The following is a 15,812-nucleotide window of genomic DNA, read 5'->3' on the forward strand; positions in this document are numbered from 1 at the left end:
CGCTGATGACGACTCCCGTCCTGCAACGTTCGCGCCGCGGGCTGTCCGGCGCGCTGATGATCGCCGGCCTGGCGCTGGCGAGTCTGGGGGCCCTGGTGAGCAGCCCGCTTGCCAGCGCGGAAGAGGAAGCCGCGGCATGGCCCGAGGACAAGCCCATCGTGGTGGGCTCCAAGGCGGATCGCGAAGGCCATCTGCTCGGTGAGATCTTCGCCCAGGTACTCGAGGATGCCGGCTTCACGGTCGAGCGTCGCCTCGGGCTGGGGCAGACCATCATCACCTATCAGGGGCTGGCGGAGGGGGAGCTGGATGTCTATCCCGAGTACACCGGCACCCTGGCGCACGCCATCCTCAATCTGGACAGTGTGCCGCCGCTCGACAAGCTCGATGCTCTGAGTCGTGAACGGGGGCTCAGGGTGCTCAAGCCACTGGGCTTCAACAATACCTATGCCGTGAGCATGCGGCGTGAGCAGGCCGAGTCGCTGGGGATCAGGACGATCGGTGATCTGGCGGATCACCCGGAGCTCTCGATCGCGATGTCGCATGAGTTCATCAAGCGCTCGGATGGCTGGCCGGGGCTGGCGGATGCCTACGCGCTGCCGCAGGTGCCCCGTGGCATCGAACACGGCATCGCCTATCAGGCGCTGCGCGAGAGCAAGATCGACGCCACCGATGCCTACTCCACCGAGGGTGACATCCAGCGCTTCGACTTCGTGCTGCTCGACGACGACCAGGGCTATTTCCCCGAGTATCTGGCGGTGCCCTTCGTGAATGCCGCCTTGCCGGAGAAGGCTGTCGCGGCGCTGGATCAGCTGGCGGGCAGTCTCGATGAGGACAGCATGCAGGCGCTGAATGCCGAGGTCTCCACCGAGGAGCAGAGCTTCGCCCATGTGGCCAGCCGCTTCATTCAGGAACAGGGCATCACCACCGAGCAACGCGAAGTCAGTGGCGCCAAGTGGGACAAGCTCGGTACCAATCTCATCGAGCATCTGCAGTTGACGCTGTCCGCGCTGCTGCTGGCGTGTCTGGTCGGTCTGCCGTTGTCACTGCTGGTCTACCGCAATCCGAAGGTCTCGCGGGTCGTGCTCTACGTCACCGGCCTGCTGCAGACCATCCCCTCCATCGCGCTGCTGGCGTTGATGATTCCGCTGTTCGGGATCGGGGTGGTGCCGGCGGTGATCGCGCTGTTCGTCTACTCCCTGCTGCCGATCATTCGCGCGGCCATCACCGCACTGCTGACGGTGGACCCGCTGCTGGTCAAGGTGGCGCGCGGGATGGGGCTGACGCGCCGTGAGCAGCTGCGTCACGTCATCCTGCCGCTGGCGACGCCCAATCTGCTGACGGGGATCAAGACCGCCGCCATCATCAACATCGGTACCGCGACCCTGGCGGCCTTCATCGGCGCGGGCGGGCTGGGCGAACCCATCGTCACGGGGCTTTCGCTCAACGACTATGATCTGGTGCTGTACGGCGCGATTCCGGCGGCGCTGCTGGCCATCTGCGCGGAGCTGTTGTTCGAGTTGTTCGAGCGCATGGTGATTCCGGCGCATATGCGCGGGCTCAAGGCGCGTTGACCTGGACGGGGGCCGGAAAAACCCAGACAGGCCCGTCGCGATTGTTGTACACGGTGTGCAGCAATCAAGGAAAGGCGTTGCGCAGGATTATCGTTGGCCACCGATGTGAGTAGAGTGAACGCCATAGTGAAGACTCGCTGACGGGAGTCTTGTGTAGCGAACCTTGAATTGGAGACGTCTCATGCGTATCAAGAATCTGTTCCCGATCGCGCTGGTCGCGGCCACCCTGGCACTCGGCGGTTGTGGTCTGTTCGATCATGGTCATGGCGGCCACGGCGGCGGTCATGGTGGCGGCCAGCAGCACGGCATGATCGACACCGGCTCTCAGGCCTCCCACCTGTCCTGAGTCTGCGTGAGGGCTGATGGCCCAGTGAAGAACCGCCCCCGACGCATGCGTCGGGGGCGGTTTTTTTTGTCTTCGCCAGAAGGCAAGAGGCGGCTGACCAAGAGCGCTTGCGAACGCGACGCGCCTGACAGAACGCAAAGCGCCAGAGGGGACGGGAAGAGTCGGCAGGGCTGGAAGAACGGGAAGAGCTGGCAGGCCTAGAGTGCGCGAAGGGCCACGATGGCGGGCGGGCTGCCATCCTCTGGCCAGTCGACCCGTGCCTCGATGGCGTAGACCTCGCGCAGTCGCTCGACGCTCAGTACCTCGCGCGGCGGGCCGCTGGCCGCCAGACGCCCGCGATCCAGCAGCCAGAGCTGGGCGGCATGCCGCGCGGCCAGGCTCAGGTCATGCAGCGCGACGATCACGATGCGCTGACGGTCACGGGCATCGCGGCCAAGCCAGTCCAGCACCGCCAGCTGGAAGTGCAGGTCCAGGGCGCTGGTGGGTTCATCCAGCATCAGCAGCGCCGGCTCGCGTACCAGCGCCTGCGCGATGGCGACACGCTGGCGCTGTCCGCCGGAAAGCTGCCCGAGTCGTCGGGAGGCCAGCGGGGTCAGCTCCAGTGCACTGACCAGCGCCTCGCAGTGGCGCAGATTGGCCTGCTCGTCCAGATGGCCGGCCAGGCGTCTCGCCAGCAGCAACGACTCGAAGACCTCAAGCATCGCGCCGCCTTCACTGAGCTGCGGCAGGTAGCCGATACGTGCCGCGCGCTCGCGTGGCGTGAGGGATGCCAGTGCCTGCCCGTCGAGACACAGCTGGCCGCTGGCCGGCAGCAGCCCGGCGATCGTCTGCAACAGGGTCGATTTTCCGGCACCGTTCGGGCCGAGCAGGGCGGTCAGCTCGCCACGGTGTGCGCGCAGCGTGCCCGGCATGTCCAGCACCGGATGCCCCCCGCGCAGGACGCTGAGATCCTGAAGCACGAGCCCCTGGTCATCGAGAGCGCCTTCGACGCGAGACTGCGCGAGGCGGGCTGGCGCGTTGGATTCGGCGGTGGGCACGTCATGTCGCTGGTTCATCCGTCGTGTCCTCGGCGCTTGAGCGTCAGGCTGACGAAGAAGGGCAGACCGATCAACGCGGTGATCATGCCCAGTGGCAGCAGCACGCCGGGGATGAGCGAACGGCTGAGGATCGAGGTCAGCGACAGCAGCAGGGCGCCGATCAGCGCCGAGAGGGGCAGCAGGCGCTGTTGCTGTTCACCTACCAGCAGGCGGGCGATGTGGGGCGCGACCAGGCCGATGAAGCCGACGCTGCCGACGAACGAGACGGCGGTGGCGGTCAGAAGCGCTGTGCACATCAGGCCGCTCAGACGCAGGCGGCGCACGTCCACGCCCAGCGCACGGGCCTGGGCTTCCCCCAGGCTCAGGGCGGTCAGCTCGCTGCGTCGACGATGAAAGACCACCGCACACAGCGCGATCACCAGGCTCAACACGGCCAGGCGTGACCAGCTGCTGCGCTCGAGGCTGCCCATCGACCAGAAGATCAGCTGCTGCAATGCCTCGGGCGAGGCGACGAACTGCAGCACACCCAGCAGGGCATTGAAGAAGAACATCAGCGCGATGCCCAGCAGTACCAGAGTCTGTACGCCGACGCCGGGTAGGCGCTGTGCGCTCCACAGCACCAGCGAGGCCCCCAGCGCGAAGAGGAAGGCATTCAGCGTGACCCCAAGCCCTGCGCCTGCGAGGCTCTGCCATGAGGGCAGCACCAGCTGCACGAGGTCGAGATGCAGGATCAGGCCAAGCCCGGCACCGACGCTGGCCGCCGCCGAGACTCCCAGCGTGAAGGGGTCGGCCAGCGGGTTGTGCAGCAGGGTCTGCATCTGGGCACCGGCCATGGCCAGTGAGGCGCCGACGGTCACCGCCATCAGCGCGATGGGCAGGCGCAGTTGCCAGAGGATGGCGTGGGCGAGCGGATCGTTCGCTTCGCTCTGCCACAGTGCGGGCAGCAGACGTGCCAGGGGCAGCTCGCCACTGCCCTGGCTGATATCCAGCAGGCAGGCGGCCAGGACCGCGAGGCCACTGGTCCAGAGCCACAGGGCACCATGGCGCTTTCGACGGCGCCAGTCGGCGATGGGTGAGGTGACGGGAGAAGTCAGGGAGTCGGGCACGGTGAGGTCCGGCGGTGGCGTGTCAGTGTGAAGCACGGGCGGCAGCCTGAAGCGCTTGCGTGTCACAAGCCTAGCGACTTGGCGTGGGAAGGAGAAGCCACGAAAAAGACCTCCCCGAAGGGAGGTCTGGAAGAGGACGACGTCCCGGGAGGGGATCTGTCTGCCGTGACAGTGCGTCGGGGACGTGGAGGGCCGGATCAGCCGTTCATGGCCTGGGGCAGATAGAGCACGATTTCCGGGAAGAGGTGCATCAGTACGATGGAGAAGATCATCAACAGGAAGAACGGCAGCGTCGCCTTGGTGATGGTGATGATGTCCTTGCCGGTCAGGCTCTGGATCACGAACAGGTTGAAGCCCACCGGCGGGGTGATCTGCGACATCTCGACCACGATGATCAGGTAGATACCGAACCAGATCAGGTCGAAACCGGCGGCTTCGATGACCGGCATGATGATGGAGGTCACCAGCAGGATCAGCGAGATGCCGTCGAGGAAGCAGCCCAGGATCAGCAGGAACAGTGTCAGTACCACCAGCAGCATGGTCGGCGACAGGCCCAGGGTGGCGATGCCTTCGGCCAGTTGCATCGGAATCTGGGTGAAGCTCATCGCGGAGGACAGGAAGGAGGCACCGGCGATGATGAAGGCGATCATGCATGAGGTGCGCAGCGCCGCGAACAGCGATTCCTTGAAGGTGGCGGCGCTCATGTGGCCATTGAGTCGCGCGATGATCAGCGACAGCACCACGCCGACCGCCGCCGCTTCCGTCGGTGACGCCAGGCCACCGTAGATGCTGCCGAGGATGCCGCCGATCAGTGCCAGCAGCGGAATCAACTGGGCGCTGTTGCGCAGCTTGGCCATGAAACTCATGTGCGGCTCATCATGGCCGGCGCGACCCTGCGGCTCGCCGACGACCTTCGACCAGATCGCCAGATAGCCCATGAACAGGGCCAGCAGCAGCATGCCCGGCAGGACACCGGCGATGAACAGGCGCGAGATGGACTGCTCGGTGACCACGCCGTAGACGATCATCATGATCGACGGCGGAATCAGCAGACCGAGGGTCGAGGCGCTGGCGAGGGTGCCGATGGCCAGATTGCTGTCGTAGCCGCGACGCTCAAGCTCCGGCAGGGTCATCTTGCCGACGGTGGCACAGGTGGCGGCGGAGGAGCCGCACACGGCGGCGAACAGCCCGCTGCCGATGATGTTGGAGTGCAGCAGGCGGCCCGGCAGGCGATTGAGCCACGGTGCCAGCGCGCGGAACATGTTGTCGGCGAGTCCGGAGCGGAACAGGATCTCGCCCATCCACACGAACATCGGCAGGGCGGTCAGGTCCCAGCCGTAGCTGGCACCCCAGAAGTCCGAGGCCAGGATCGGGCCGGTCTCGAAGCTGGAGAAGAAGGTCAGCACGATCCAGCCGGTGCCGATCAGCGAGAAGGCGACCCACACGCCGCCGCCGAGCAGCAAGGCGAGGGCCAGCAGAGTGACGAGGATGAGTGTCAGCATGTCATTCGGCTCCGTCTTCGGGCTCGGGCGCCACGTAGCGTGAAGGCGCGGTGAAGGCGGTGCGCAGCGTGGCGATCAGTGTCTCGAGAATCGCCAGGCACAGCAGGCCGGTACCGGCGACCAGCACGCTCTGCGGAATCCACAGCGGCAGGGCCAGCAGGCCGGAGGAAATGTCGTGGTACTCGAGGCTCTCGCCGACCAGCAGTACCAGTTCATGGGTGATCAATACGCTCAGGCTCAGTGCGATCAGCAGCGCCAGGCTCTCGACCCACACACGCACGGCGGGCGGCAGGCGATTGATGACCAGCGTCACGCGGATGTGCGCGTGGTGCGTGAAGGTATAGGCGAGGCTCAGAAAGGTGGCGCCGACCAGCAGGAAGGCGGCCATTTCCGAGACGCCGGAGATCTCGAAGCCGAGACGTTCGGCTCCGAACATCACCAGGATGGCGTCGATCAGGCGCAGGAAGACCTGCAGGCTGACCAGGGTGCAGATCAGCAGCATGCAAGCTGCCGCACCCCACGCGCCGAGGCGATAGAGTCTGTCGAGGAAGTAGGTCATGACATGCACTCACAGGGAAGGTGAGGGTGGCCACGCGATGCCGTGTCGGGGAGTCCCCTGTCGCGTCTGCCAGCGGGCAGAGGCGGGCAGGGGTGCGACGTGATCATCGCGTGGCGGGGTGACGATACCGGCCAGGTGCCGAGCGTTCAGTTGATGGGACGAACGCCCGGCGCTGGCAGGCGGGGCTCAGGCATCGAGATCGGCGCGATAACGCTCGAGCAGCTGCTGGCCTTCATCGCCGGCGCGTGATTTCCAGTCCTGGAACAGCTTGTCACCGGCGGCCTTGAGGTCTTCGGACAGCTTCTCGTCCGGCTCGGTGATGGTGAAGCCATTCTCGGTCAGCACCTTGGCGCTCTCGTCGGCATCGGCCTTGCTGGCTTCCCAGCCGCGGGTCTCGGCGGCCTTGGCGGCGTCCAGCACGGCCTGCTGGGTGCTCTCGTCGAGGCGATCGAAGGCGCGCTTGTTGACGAAGACGATGTTCTTCGGCAGCCACAGCTTGGCGTCGTTGTAGTGCTTGACGTAATCCCAGGCCGACATGGACTTGCCGGTGGAGCTGGAGGTGATCATCGCGTCGACACGGCCGGTGCTGAAGGCGGTGGGGATGTCGGCTTCTTCGGTCTCGGTGGGCTTGCCGCCGACGTTCTCGACGAAGCGCTGGGTGTTGATGTTGGGCGCGCGGATGCGCAGGCCCTTGAGCTGGGAGACGTCGGTCAGGTCGAAGTCGGTGTAGATGCCCTGGGCCGGCCAGGCGACCGCGTACAGCGGCATCAGGCCTTCCTTGGCGAACAGCGCGGTGATGTCCGGCTTGGAGGCCTGCCAGAGCGCGAAGGCTTCCTCGTAGCTGGAGGCGACGCCCGGCAGGGTGTCCAGCTCGTAGACCGGCGATTCGTTGGACAGGATCGACAGGAAGATCTCGCCGGCCTGGACGGTGCCGCGACGCACGGACGGCTTGATCTCGCCGTGGGAGATCAGCGAACCGCCGCTGTGCACGGTGATGCTCAGCTCGCCATCGGTGGCCGCGGTGACCTCCTCGGCGAACTGCTTGGTGTTCTTGGTGTGGAAGCTGGCATCGCCATACGGAGTGGCGAGGTTCCACTGTGCCGCGAGGGCCGAGCCACTGAAGGCCAGGGCACCGGCGGCTGCCAGTCCGATGAGGGTACTGGAGGTGGCAGATTTGCGGGTGAGGGAGTCGCTGGGCTTACGCATGTCTAGTTCCTCATTATTATTGAATGTTGTCGGCAGACGATTTCATTCTTCAAGTGACAGGCCATCCCGTCCAATCGTTAATTCTGATTCACAGTATCGATGAAATCTTTCATCGTGTCGTCGCATGAAAGCCTTTGGCGATATTGTTAGACCTTGGTATGACGCTGATCTGATGCAGGGCGGCGCACGATCAACCCTGTCTCAGCGCATGCATGACGCTTCGATCAGTCGGCGGGAGGCGCGTGCTGGCGAGAGTAGGTCTCGGCACACTGGCGACCCAGGCGCGCGACACTGGCGCAGAAGTCGGGGTAATTGGCATTGCGCCAGATGGCCTCATAGACCATCGGCGGCAGCGGGGTCTCGAGTGGCAGGCGCACCAGTTCGCCGTGATTGATCACGTCCTCGACGGTGGCGACCGGCAGGACACCGATGCCCAGTCCTTCGCTGCTCATGCGCAGTATGGTCATCAGGGTGCTGGTGCAGTGCACCTTGGGCTGGGTGATGCCCTGTTCGGCGAGGTAGCTGACAAGCTCCGTATAGGGACGGGCCTGCTTGCTGAAGGAGATGAAGGGGGTTCTGGCGAAGCATTCGCCGTCCTGGGCCAGCTGCTCGGCGAGGGTCGGCGAGGCGAACATGCCCATCTCGAAGGTGCACAGCGGTGTCTGGGTCGCGTAGGGGCCCATGGCGGCGCTGTCCATCGCGAACAGCATGTCGAGGTCATTGTCGGCCAGGCGCTGATGCAGAAAGGGCGAGATGTCGACGGTCATTTCCAGCGTCAGCTTGGGGTAGCGCTCGGCCAGCTGGCGCATGAAGGCCGGGAACCAGCTGTTGGCGATGGTCTCGATGACGCCCAGACGCAGCGTGCCGGAAAAGGCGCCTTCCTCCTGAAACAGGCGCATGGCTTCTTCGCGCCCGCTCAACAGGCGTTCGGCATGCGCGAAGAATTCCCGACCGCGCAGGGTGGGCTGGATGGGGCGGGTGGCACGCTCGAGCAGCGATTCGCCGACGGCGGCCTCAAGACGGTTGATGCGGTCCGAGATGGAGGGCTGGGTGAGGTGCAGCTTGGTCGCGCCCTTGCGGAACGAGCCGAGCCGCACGACCCAGACAAAGGCCTCGAGTTCCTTGAAATCGAACATGACAGATGCCCCGTGATGAATCGTTGAGACCGACCATCTTGCCGCATGCCGTGCAGGGCGTCAGCTTTCATCACCGGGCATGCCCCGCACGAGACGGGGCGCGGGACCTTCACTTGCGAAACAGCTGGCTCTCGCGGTCCTTGAAGGCCTTGAACTCCAGCGCGTTGCCGGTGGGGTCGAGGAAGAACATCGTGGCCTGTTCACCGGGCTCGCCCTTGAAGCGCACATGAGGCGCGATCTCGAATGTCACGCCTTCGGCAGTGAGACGATCCGCCAGTGCCTGCCAGGCCTCCATCTCGAGTACCACCCCGAAGTGCGGCACCGGGACGCCATGCCCATCGACCGGATTGCGGTGCTGGGCGAGCGGGTTGTCAGGGTCGGCCAGTGCCGGGTTCAGGTGGCAGACGAACTGGTGGCCGTAGAGGTCGAAATCGACCCAGCTGTCCGAGGAGCGTCCCTCCGGACAGCCGAGGAATTCGCCATAGAAGCGCCGAGCTTCGGCGATGTCACGCACTTGAATCGCGAGGTGGAACGGATCACTGACGGCCATGTGGAAATTCCTGTTGTTGTGGGTGGTTCCGCCAGACAGGACGCGTCGGTCGCCTGAGTCAGGCCGGCATTCGGAGAGATGACGGCCCTTTCGTGGCTGTCCGGGGTGCCCCAGACAGAAGCATGTGGCGGTCTGACAGGCAAGCGGATGATTGACTGGGCTTTCATACCTTCTGGTAATGAAAGATTTCATCGATATAACGAATCACAAAATACGATTGGATACCGAGGCATGGCCTTACTTAGAGTGGAGGGATAACAACACACAAGATCATCCTGCGAGGTGCCTCAATGTCCCGTTCCGCTCCCTCCCTCCCTCTGCTCAATTGCGACATGGGCGAAAGCTTCGGCAACTGGAAGATCGGCCTCGATGACGAGGTCATGCCCTACGTCGATTGCGCCAACATCGCCTGTGGCTTCCACGCCTCTGACCCCACCATCATGCGCCGTACCGTGCGGCTGGCGGTCAAGCACGACGTGCGCATCGGCGCACATCCCGCCTATCCGGATCTGCAGGGTTTCGGGCGCCGTTCCATGGCCTGTTCGCCTGCGGAAGTCGAGGACATGCTGCTCTATCAGATCGGCGCGCTCGACGGTATCTGTCGCGCCGAAGGCACTCGCGTCCAGTATGTGAAGCCGCATGGTGCGCTCTACAACGACATGGCCGCTGACCCGACGCTACTGCGCGCCGTCATGCAGGCCGTGGTGCGCTATGACGCCAGCCTGCCGCTGATGGTGATGGCGACCGCCAATCCGGCACCGATGCAGGCACTGGCCGACGAGATGGGCATCACGCTGTGGTTCGAGGCCTTCGCCGACCGTGCCTACGACTCGCGCGGTCACCTGGTCTCGCGTCGTGAGCCCGGCGCCGTGCATCACGACAGCGAGGTGATCATCGCCCAGTCGGTGACGCTGGCGCGCGGTGAAGCCCTCACCGACAGCAGCGGCGGTGATCTGGTGCTCAGTGCCGACACCCTGTGCGTGCACGGTGACAACGCCGAGTCCGTGGCCGCGGTGCGTGCCATCCGTGACGCCTTCGATGCGCTGGCGGGTGCCTGATGGCTGGGGGGAATAGCCACGAACGTGGCTCGTCACCGCAACTGCGCCTCGAGACCGTCGGCATGGACTCGCTGATCATCCGGCTGTTCGACCGCATCGAGGAATCCAACATGGCCTGGATTCTGGCCGCTGACGGGGCCTTGCGTGAGGCCTTCGGCACGGCGCTGGTAGATCTGGTGCCGTCCTATACCACCTTGCTGCTGCACTATGACGTGGCGGCACTGGAAGAAGGCGAGGTGCGTGCCCGTATCCAGGCGGCCCTCGAGAACCTCGCTCCGCAGAGCGGTCAGCAGGGCCAGCTGCACGAGGTGCCCGTCTGGTACGACGACAGTGTCGGTCCGGAGCTTGCGCCGATCGCCGCGCGTCTCGGCATCAGTGTCGAGGCGTTGATCGAACGGCATGGCGCGCATGATTACTGCGTGTTCGCGCTTGGCTTCGCCCCCGGTTTCGCCTTCATGGGCGTGCTGGAGGAGGCATTGACCACACCGCGCCTCAAGACGCCGCGCCAGAAGATCGCCCCCGGTAGCGTTGGTATCGCCGACCGTCAGGCCGCGATCTACCCGTCCCGCTCTCCCGGTGGCTGGAACATCCTGGGCCGCACGCCCATCACGCTGTTCGGCCGCAACGAGGCCGGTGAGCCGTCCAGTCGCTTCATGCCCGGTGATCGCGTGCGTTTCGTTTCCGTGAGCCGAGAGGAATTCGTTGGCCTGGGCGGCGATGTCACCCCGTTGGAGGAGCGCGCATGAGTGCCGACAACGACAAGCGCGTGAGACTCGACGTCGAGCGCAGCGGTGCCCTGGCACTGGTACAGGATGCGGGACGCCTGGGTGTCCGCCATCTGGGCGTGACCCAGGGCGGCGCAGCGGACTGGGTGTCATTGGGCTGGGCCAACTGGCTGCTGGGCAATGCCCCGGATGCGCCGGGACTCGAGATCACCATGGGCGGCGGCCTGACCCTCAAGGTCGGGCAGGCGGGCACGCTGGCGCTGTGTGGCGCTGATCTGGCGGCGACACTGGATGGTGAGGCGTTGCTGCCCGGGCAGGCCTTCGCCGTGACGGCGGGGCAGGTGCTCAAGTTCGAGCGTCCGGTCGCCGGGCTGCGCGCCTATCTGGCCTTCCCGGGTGGGCTGGATGTCGCCCCGGTGCTGGGCAGTGCGGCCTGTACCGTGCGTGATGGTCTGGGCGGGCTGGATGGCGAAGGCCATGCACTGGCCAGCGGCGATGTGCTGACGGCGGCCGGCAATGAGCTGTCGCTGCGCGAGTTGCCGGCGTCGGCACAGGCATGGCAGCAGTCGCTGACCCCCGAGGAGGGCGAGGCGCTCGAACTGGCGCTGGTGGTAGGCGCCCAGATTGCCGAATTCAGCGGCGACAGCCTCTTTCGCGCCTTCAACCGCGACTGGGCAGTGGACGGGCGTGCCGATCGCATGGGCGTGCGTCTGACCGGCCCGCGTCTGGAGCGTGACGGTGCCGGCATGGTCTCCGAAGGCATTCCGCTGGGCGCGGTACAGGTGCCCGCCGATGGCCAGCCGATCATCCTGCTCAATGATCGCCAGACCATCGGCGGCTATCCGCGCCTTGGCGCGCTGACGCCGCTGGCCTGCGCGCAGCTCGCCCAATGCGTGCCGGGCACCAGGGTGCGGCTGGCGGCCGTGACGCCGGGCCAGGCGCGCCAGGATCACCTCGCGGCACTGGCCGCCTGGCAGGCCTGAGGGCTCGCTGATCCAGTGCGCCATGCCGTGCCGGTGAGCTGACGGACGGCGTGTCGGATCAATGGCTCGCCCCGGCAGGAATCGAGCTGACAGCACGAGCAGACAAAGCGAGCAGACAAAAAAAGGGCCTCCAGATGGAGGCCCTTTCGGTTTTCCCGTGAGGGAATCTTTGATGCAGTCGGCGCGGATTGATCAGATCAGCGCCTTGATGAACAGATTCCCGGAGAAACGGTGCGCGAGCATCGGGAAACTGTGCACTGGCACATGGAAATGAAAGACATGCTCCAGTGCGGTCATCATGGTGAGGAAGACCCTCTTGCATGACGACGGATAACGAACGGCTTATCCCCCGAACGGGACTGTACTGGCAAGAATAACGGTTGATGACAGTGGATGCCAGTCATTTACGAGCGGTGTTTTCTAATTTTTTTCACGCCAGTGTCGGACTGGTCTCACGCGGGAAACCTCCAGGCTCATCACCGTCACGGATGGCGGCGCTTGCGCAGTCGCCACAGGTGCACTTCCAGCCAGCCGGCCTCCAGCGCCTCGGCCAGATTGTGCTGCATCGTCGGAAAATGCGGCCCGAAGATCAGCTCCGGTGTCAGCGCCTGGCTGGCACGCTGGACGGGCGAGAGTGGGGGCTGGCCGGGGGCGCCGGGGGAGGGTGTGCGCAGACGCCGCGCCTGCCAGGCGAGCACCTGAGGCGTCAGTTCGGCGTGCGCCTCGACCTCGAAACCACTGTTGGCCATCGCCTCGTGCAGTTCCTCGCAGCTGGCCAGGTGATCGGCGCGGGGTGTCAGTGCCCAGGGCACCGGCAGCTGTGGACGCTCATGGAAGGCTTGCGCCTGGACACTGAGCACCGGCTCATGCAGCACCAGATAGCCGTCATCGTTGAGGCAGTCATGCCACTGACGCAACACGTCGGTCTTGTCGCTCAGATGGACCAGCAGGTGCTGGCTCAGGATGCGGTCGACATGTCGCCCCGTCAGGGCGGGATGCAGCTCGGGATAGCAGGCGTCGCCCTCCAGCACTCGGATACGTTCGCGCAGGCCGGTGGCACGGTTGAGCGCGACGGCCAGCTGGCAGAGGCTCTCCGAGAGATCCAGCGTGGTGACGTGATGCCCGGCGCTGGCATGCTGACTGACCAGCATGCGTGCCAGTCCGCCGAGCCCGGCACCGGGCTCGAGAATCGCGAGTGGCATGCCCTCGGGGGTCTCGAGAGCCGCCATCGCCAGCAACTCGCGGCTGCCGGCCGCGCCTCCCAGATGCAGCTGATCCAGCCCTGCCAGCGCCGAGGGCGGCAGGACGGGCTCAGGATGCGCCTTGATCAATGCCTCGAGTGCCTCCTCCAGTGCCGCGTGATGCCGAGGAGGCGCGTAGTGCGCCACCTGGGCACAGGCCGTGCTCAGGTGGCGAGCGGAGGAGGCGTCATCGCCTCCCGGCGTGTCGTGACTCATGCGCGTGTTCTCCGTGGCCCTCCGAGGTGCCCGTTCATGCCTTGAGACCCAGCTCCGCCGTGGCGGTTTCGCGCATCTTGAATTTCTGGATCTTGCCGGTGACGGTCATCGGGAATTCCTCGACGAACTTGATATGGCGCGGCACCTTGAAGTGGGCGATTCTGCCCTGGCAGAACGCCTTGAGGCCTTCGGCATCCAGCTGCTCGCCTTCCTTGAGCTTGACCCAGGCCATCACTTCCTCGCCATAGCGCTCATCGGGCACGCCGATCACCTGCACGTCCGACACGGCAGGATGGGTGTAGAGGAAGTCCTCTATCTCGCGGGGATAGATGTTCTCGCCACCGCGGATGATCATGTCCTTGATGCGCCCGACGATGGTCACGTAACCGTCCTCATCGAGGGTGGCGAGATCACCGGTATGCATCCAGCGGCCACTGTCGATGGCCTTGGCGGTGGCGTCCGGGTTGTTCCAGTAGCCGAGCATCACGCTGTAACCGCGTGTGCACAGCTCGCCCTTCTCGCCACGCGGGACCACCTGGCCTGTCTCGGGGTCGACGATCTTGATCTCCAGGTGGGGATGCAGGGTGCCGACGGTGGAGACACGCTTGTCCAGCGGTGCCTCGCGGGTGGTCTGCAGACTCACCGGGCTGGTCTCGGTCATGCCATAGGCGATGGTGACCTCGCGCATGTGCATGCGCTCGATGACCTGGCGCATCACCTCGATGGGGCAGATGGAACCCGCCATGGTGCCGGTGCGCAGGCTGGAGAGATCAAACTCGTCAAAGCGCGGGTGCTCGAGTTCGGCGATGAACATCGTCGGTACGCCGAACATCGCGGTGGCGCCTTCCTCGCTGACCGCCTGCAGCGTGGCCAGCGGATCGAAACCCGCCTCGGGGTAGATGATCGTCGCTCCGTGGGTCAGGCAGCCCAGATTGCCCATCACCATGCCGAAGCAGTGATAGAGCGGCACCGGCATCACCAGCTTGTCGTGCTCCGTGAGATTCATGCGCTCGGCGACGAAGAAGCCGTTGTTGAGAATGTTGTGATGCGAGAGCGTGGCCCCCTTGGGGGCCCCGGTGGTGCCGGAGGTGTACTGGATGTTGATCGGGTCATCGAAGGTCAGGCTGGCCTGCAGCTCGTGGAGTGTCTCGAGACTGACCTCTCCGGCGCCGCCCAGCACATCCTGCCAGTGGAGCATGCCGGGCAGGGCATCCTCGGCCTCGAAGCAGACCAGACGCCTGAGGTCCGGCAGCGCGCCATTGTGAATGCCATCACGGCCGCGGGCCTCCCTGGCCTCAGGGAACAGCTCCTCGAGGATCGCGACGTAGTCCGAGGCCTTGAAGCGTGCCTGGAAGATCAGCGTCGCCGCGCCGGACTGCTTGAGGGCGTAGGCCAGCTCATGGCCGCGATAGCTCGGGTTGAGATTGACCAGCACCGCGCCGATCTTGGCGGTGGCGTACTGGATCAAGGTCCACTCGGCGCGATTGGGTGCCCAGATGCCGACCCTGTCGCCGCGCTCGATCCCCATCGCCAGCAGGCCGCGCGCCACGCGCTCGACCTCTGCATGCAGCTCGGCCCAGGTGTAACGCAGCCCCTGATGACGGCTGATCAGAGCGTCGCGCTCGGGCCAGCGCGCGGTGATGCGATCGAGACAGTCACCGATGGTTTCCCCCATCAGGGGAGTCTCGGAGAGGGTGCTCAGATAGCTGAGAGACTGGCGTGTGGCAATGGCGTCCTGTGACATGGCGTTGTCCTGTGTCCCTGGTTGTTATTGGTGTGGCAAGGCGTATTCAGGGGGAGCCGCCCGGCGGGCGGTCACGCTGCCAGGGGACGGCGGCGTGAATGTCATGGTGCTTGTTGTCGTTATCGGTCTTGCTGTCGTGATGCTCTCAAAGGTGTTGGAAGAGGGTGACGGGTGTCGCGCATCATCCGTGTGTCGTCAGGCGGGCCAGCGCTTCCCGCGCCCGCGTCTCGACATCGTCCAGCTCGCGCTGCATGGCGGTGAGGTCGCGCAGCTGGCGCTCCAGTCCTTCACGTTTCTCGGCCAAAATGTCGAGCAGCCTCGTGAGCTGTTTCTCGCCGCCGCCATCCGCGGCATCGTAGAGATCCACCACCTCGCGAATCTCGGCCAGCGAGAATCCCAGCCGCTTGCCGCGCAGCGTCAGCTTGAGGCGCACGCGGTCCTTGTCGTGATAGATGCGCGTCTGGCCGCGTCGCTGGGGATGCAGCAGGCCTTCCTGCTCATAGAAGCGGATGGTGCGTGTGGTCACGTCGAAATGACGTGCCAGCTCGCCGATGCTCCAGGTGCGTTGGGTCGGGCGAATGGCATCGCTGGTGCTGGTGGCACTCAGCAGACCTTCCATGCCGACGCCATCGTCCGGACTCTCGGAGGCTGTCGGGTTCTGGGTGTCAGGCGTTGAGGTAATCATCGTATCCGTCATGGGCACTGCCGCTCCGAATGCTGTGTGCGCCGAGGAGATGGCATGCCCCTCTGCGCAGTGGATGCCAGCGGCGTCTGGCCGTGAATTTTCTACAGACTAGCATTGTTTACGTTAACGTAAAGGGTAATAGTATTT

At 65.1% G+C, this 15,812-nt stretch carries 15 protein-coding genes; 5 read left to right on the plus strand and 10 right to left on the minus strand.

What is annotated here, in order from left to right; all coding sequences use genetic code 11:
* Positions 1 to 5: 5 nt before the first annotated feature.
* Together QD228_RS04435 and QD228_RS04440 are read left to right on the plus strand one after the other, a co-directional pair.
* Complete coding sequence (locus QD228_RS04435) at positions 6 to 1,571, plus strand: glycine betaine ABC transporter substrate-binding protein (protein WP_279874559.1); 1,566 nt, start codon at positions 6 to 8, stop codon at positions 1,569 to 1,571.
* Between the two features lie 181 nt (positions 1,572 to 1,752).
* Positions 1,753 to 1,917, plus strand: a complete 165-nt coding sequence (locus QD228_RS04440) for a hypothetical protein (protein WP_167592973.1) — start codon at positions 1,753 to 1,755, stop codon at positions 1,915 to 1,917.
* Positions 1,918 to 2,114: 197 nt separating this feature from the next.
* Here the strand turns inward: QD228_RS04440 and QD228_RS04445 are convergent, their stop codons facing one another.
* The 7 genes from QD228_RS04445 to QD228_RS04475 all read right to left on the minus strand — a co-directional run bounded on the left by QD228_RS04445 (position 2,115) and on the right by QD228_RS04475 (position 9,013).
* Positions 2,115 to 2,972 carry an ABC transporter ATP-binding protein gene (locus QD228_RS04445; protein ID WP_279874560.1) on the minus strand — a complete coding sequence of 286 codons (858 nt, stop codon included), beginning with the start codon at positions 2,970 to 2,972 and terminating at the stop codon, positions 2,115 to 2,117.
* Positions 2,969 to 4,060 (minus strand): iron ABC transporter permease, encoded by a 1,092-nt coding sequence (locus tag QD228_RS04450; RefSeq protein WP_167593074.1) that lies wholly within the window; start codon positions 4,058 to 4,060, stop codon positions 2,969 to 2,971. The genes QD228_RS04445 and QD228_RS04450 overlap by 4 nt, the downstream gene beginning before the upstream one ends.
* A gap of 197 nt (positions 4,061 to 4,257) precedes the next feature.
* Positions 4,258 to 5,562 (minus strand): TRAP transporter large permease subunit, encoded by a 1,305-nt coding sequence (locus tag QD228_RS04455; protein WP_077374839.1) that lies wholly within the window; start codon positions 5,560 to 5,562, stop codon positions 4,258 to 4,260.
* A 1-nt stretch (position 5,563) separates the two neighbouring features.
* Positions 5,564 to 6,121, minus strand: coding sequence for a TRAP transporter small permease (locus QD228_RS04460; protein WP_077374836.1), 558 nt, complete (start codon positions 6,119 to 6,121; stop codon positions 5,564 to 5,566).
* Between the two features lie 186 nt (positions 6,122 to 6,307).
* Positions 6,308 to 7,327: a TRAP transporter substrate-binding protein gene (locus tag QD228_RS04465; protein ID WP_077374833.1), complete on the minus strand. Its 1,020-nt coding sequence runs from the start codon at positions 7,325 to 7,327 to the stop codon at positions 6,308 to 6,310.
* Positions 7,328 to 7,551: 224 nt separating this feature from the next.
* A complete protein-coding gene (locus tag QD228_RS04470) occupies positions 7,552 to 8,463 on the minus strand; it encodes a LysR family transcriptional regulator (RefSeq protein WP_077374830.1) in 912 nt (303 codons plus the stop codon).
* Between the two features lie 109 nt (positions 8,464 to 8,572).
* A complete protein-coding gene (locus QD228_RS04475; RefSeq protein ID WP_077374827.1) occupies positions 8,573 to 9,013 on the minus strand; it encodes a VOC family protein in 441 nt (146 codons plus the stop codon).
* Positions 9,014 to 9,303: 290 nt separating this feature from the next.
* Between QD228_RS04475 and QD228_RS04480 the strand changes: the two genes are divergently transcribed.
* From QD228_RS04480 to QD228_RS04490, 3 genes are read left to right on the plus strand one after another with little or no spacing between them, the layout of a single operon-like run.
* A complete protein-coding gene (locus QD228_RS04480; protein ID WP_084208091.1) occupies positions 9,304 to 10,071 on the plus strand; it encodes a 5-oxoprolinase subunit PxpA in 768 nt (255 codons plus the stop codon).
* On the plus strand, positions 10,071 to 10,817 hold the full coding sequence (locus QD228_RS04485; RefSeq protein WP_077374820.1) for an allophanate hydrolase subunit 1: 747 nt from the start codon (positions 10,071 to 10,073) through the stop codon (positions 10,815 to 10,817). The genes QD228_RS04480 and QD228_RS04485 overlap by 1 nt, the downstream gene beginning before the upstream one ends.
* Positions 10,814 to 11,779, plus strand: coding sequence for a biotin-dependent carboxyltransferase family protein (locus QD228_RS04490; protein WP_218015148.1), 966 nt, complete (start codon positions 10,814 to 10,816; stop codon positions 11,777 to 11,779). The genes QD228_RS04485 and QD228_RS04490 overlap by 4 nt, the downstream gene beginning before the upstream one ends.
* 482 nt (positions 11,780 to 12,261) lie before the next feature.
* On the opposite strand, the gene QD228_RS04495 is transcribed toward QD228_RS04490, so the two are convergent.
* From QD228_RS04495 to QD228_RS04505, 3 genes are all read right to left on the minus strand, one after another.
* Positions 12,262 to 13,236 (minus strand): class I SAM-dependent methyltransferase, encoded by a 975-nt coding sequence (locus QD228_RS04495; RefSeq protein ID WP_279874565.1) that lies wholly within the window; start codon positions 13,234 to 13,236, stop codon positions 12,262 to 12,264.
* A 34-nt stretch (positions 13,237 to 13,270) separates the two neighbouring features.
* Positions 13,271 to 14,980 carry an AMP-binding protein gene (locus QD228_RS04500; RefSeq protein WP_279874567.1) on the minus strand — a complete coding sequence of 570 codons (1,710 nt, stop codon included), beginning with the start codon at positions 14,978 to 14,980 and terminating at the stop codon, positions 13,271 to 13,273.
* Positions 14,981 to 15,161: 181 nt separating this feature from the next.
* Positions 15,162 to 15,599, minus strand: coding sequence for a MerR family DNA-binding transcriptional regulator (locus QD228_RS04505; protein WP_077375619.1), 438 nt, complete (start codon positions 15,597 to 15,599; stop codon positions 15,162 to 15,164).
* Positions 15,600 to 15,812 lie beyond the last annotated feature (213 nt).

This window comes from Cobetia sp. 3AK (assembly GCF_029846335.1).
Classification (GTDB): domain Bacteria; phylum Pseudomonadota; class Gammaproteobacteria; order Pseudomonadales; family Halomonadaceae; genus Cobetia; species Cobetia marina.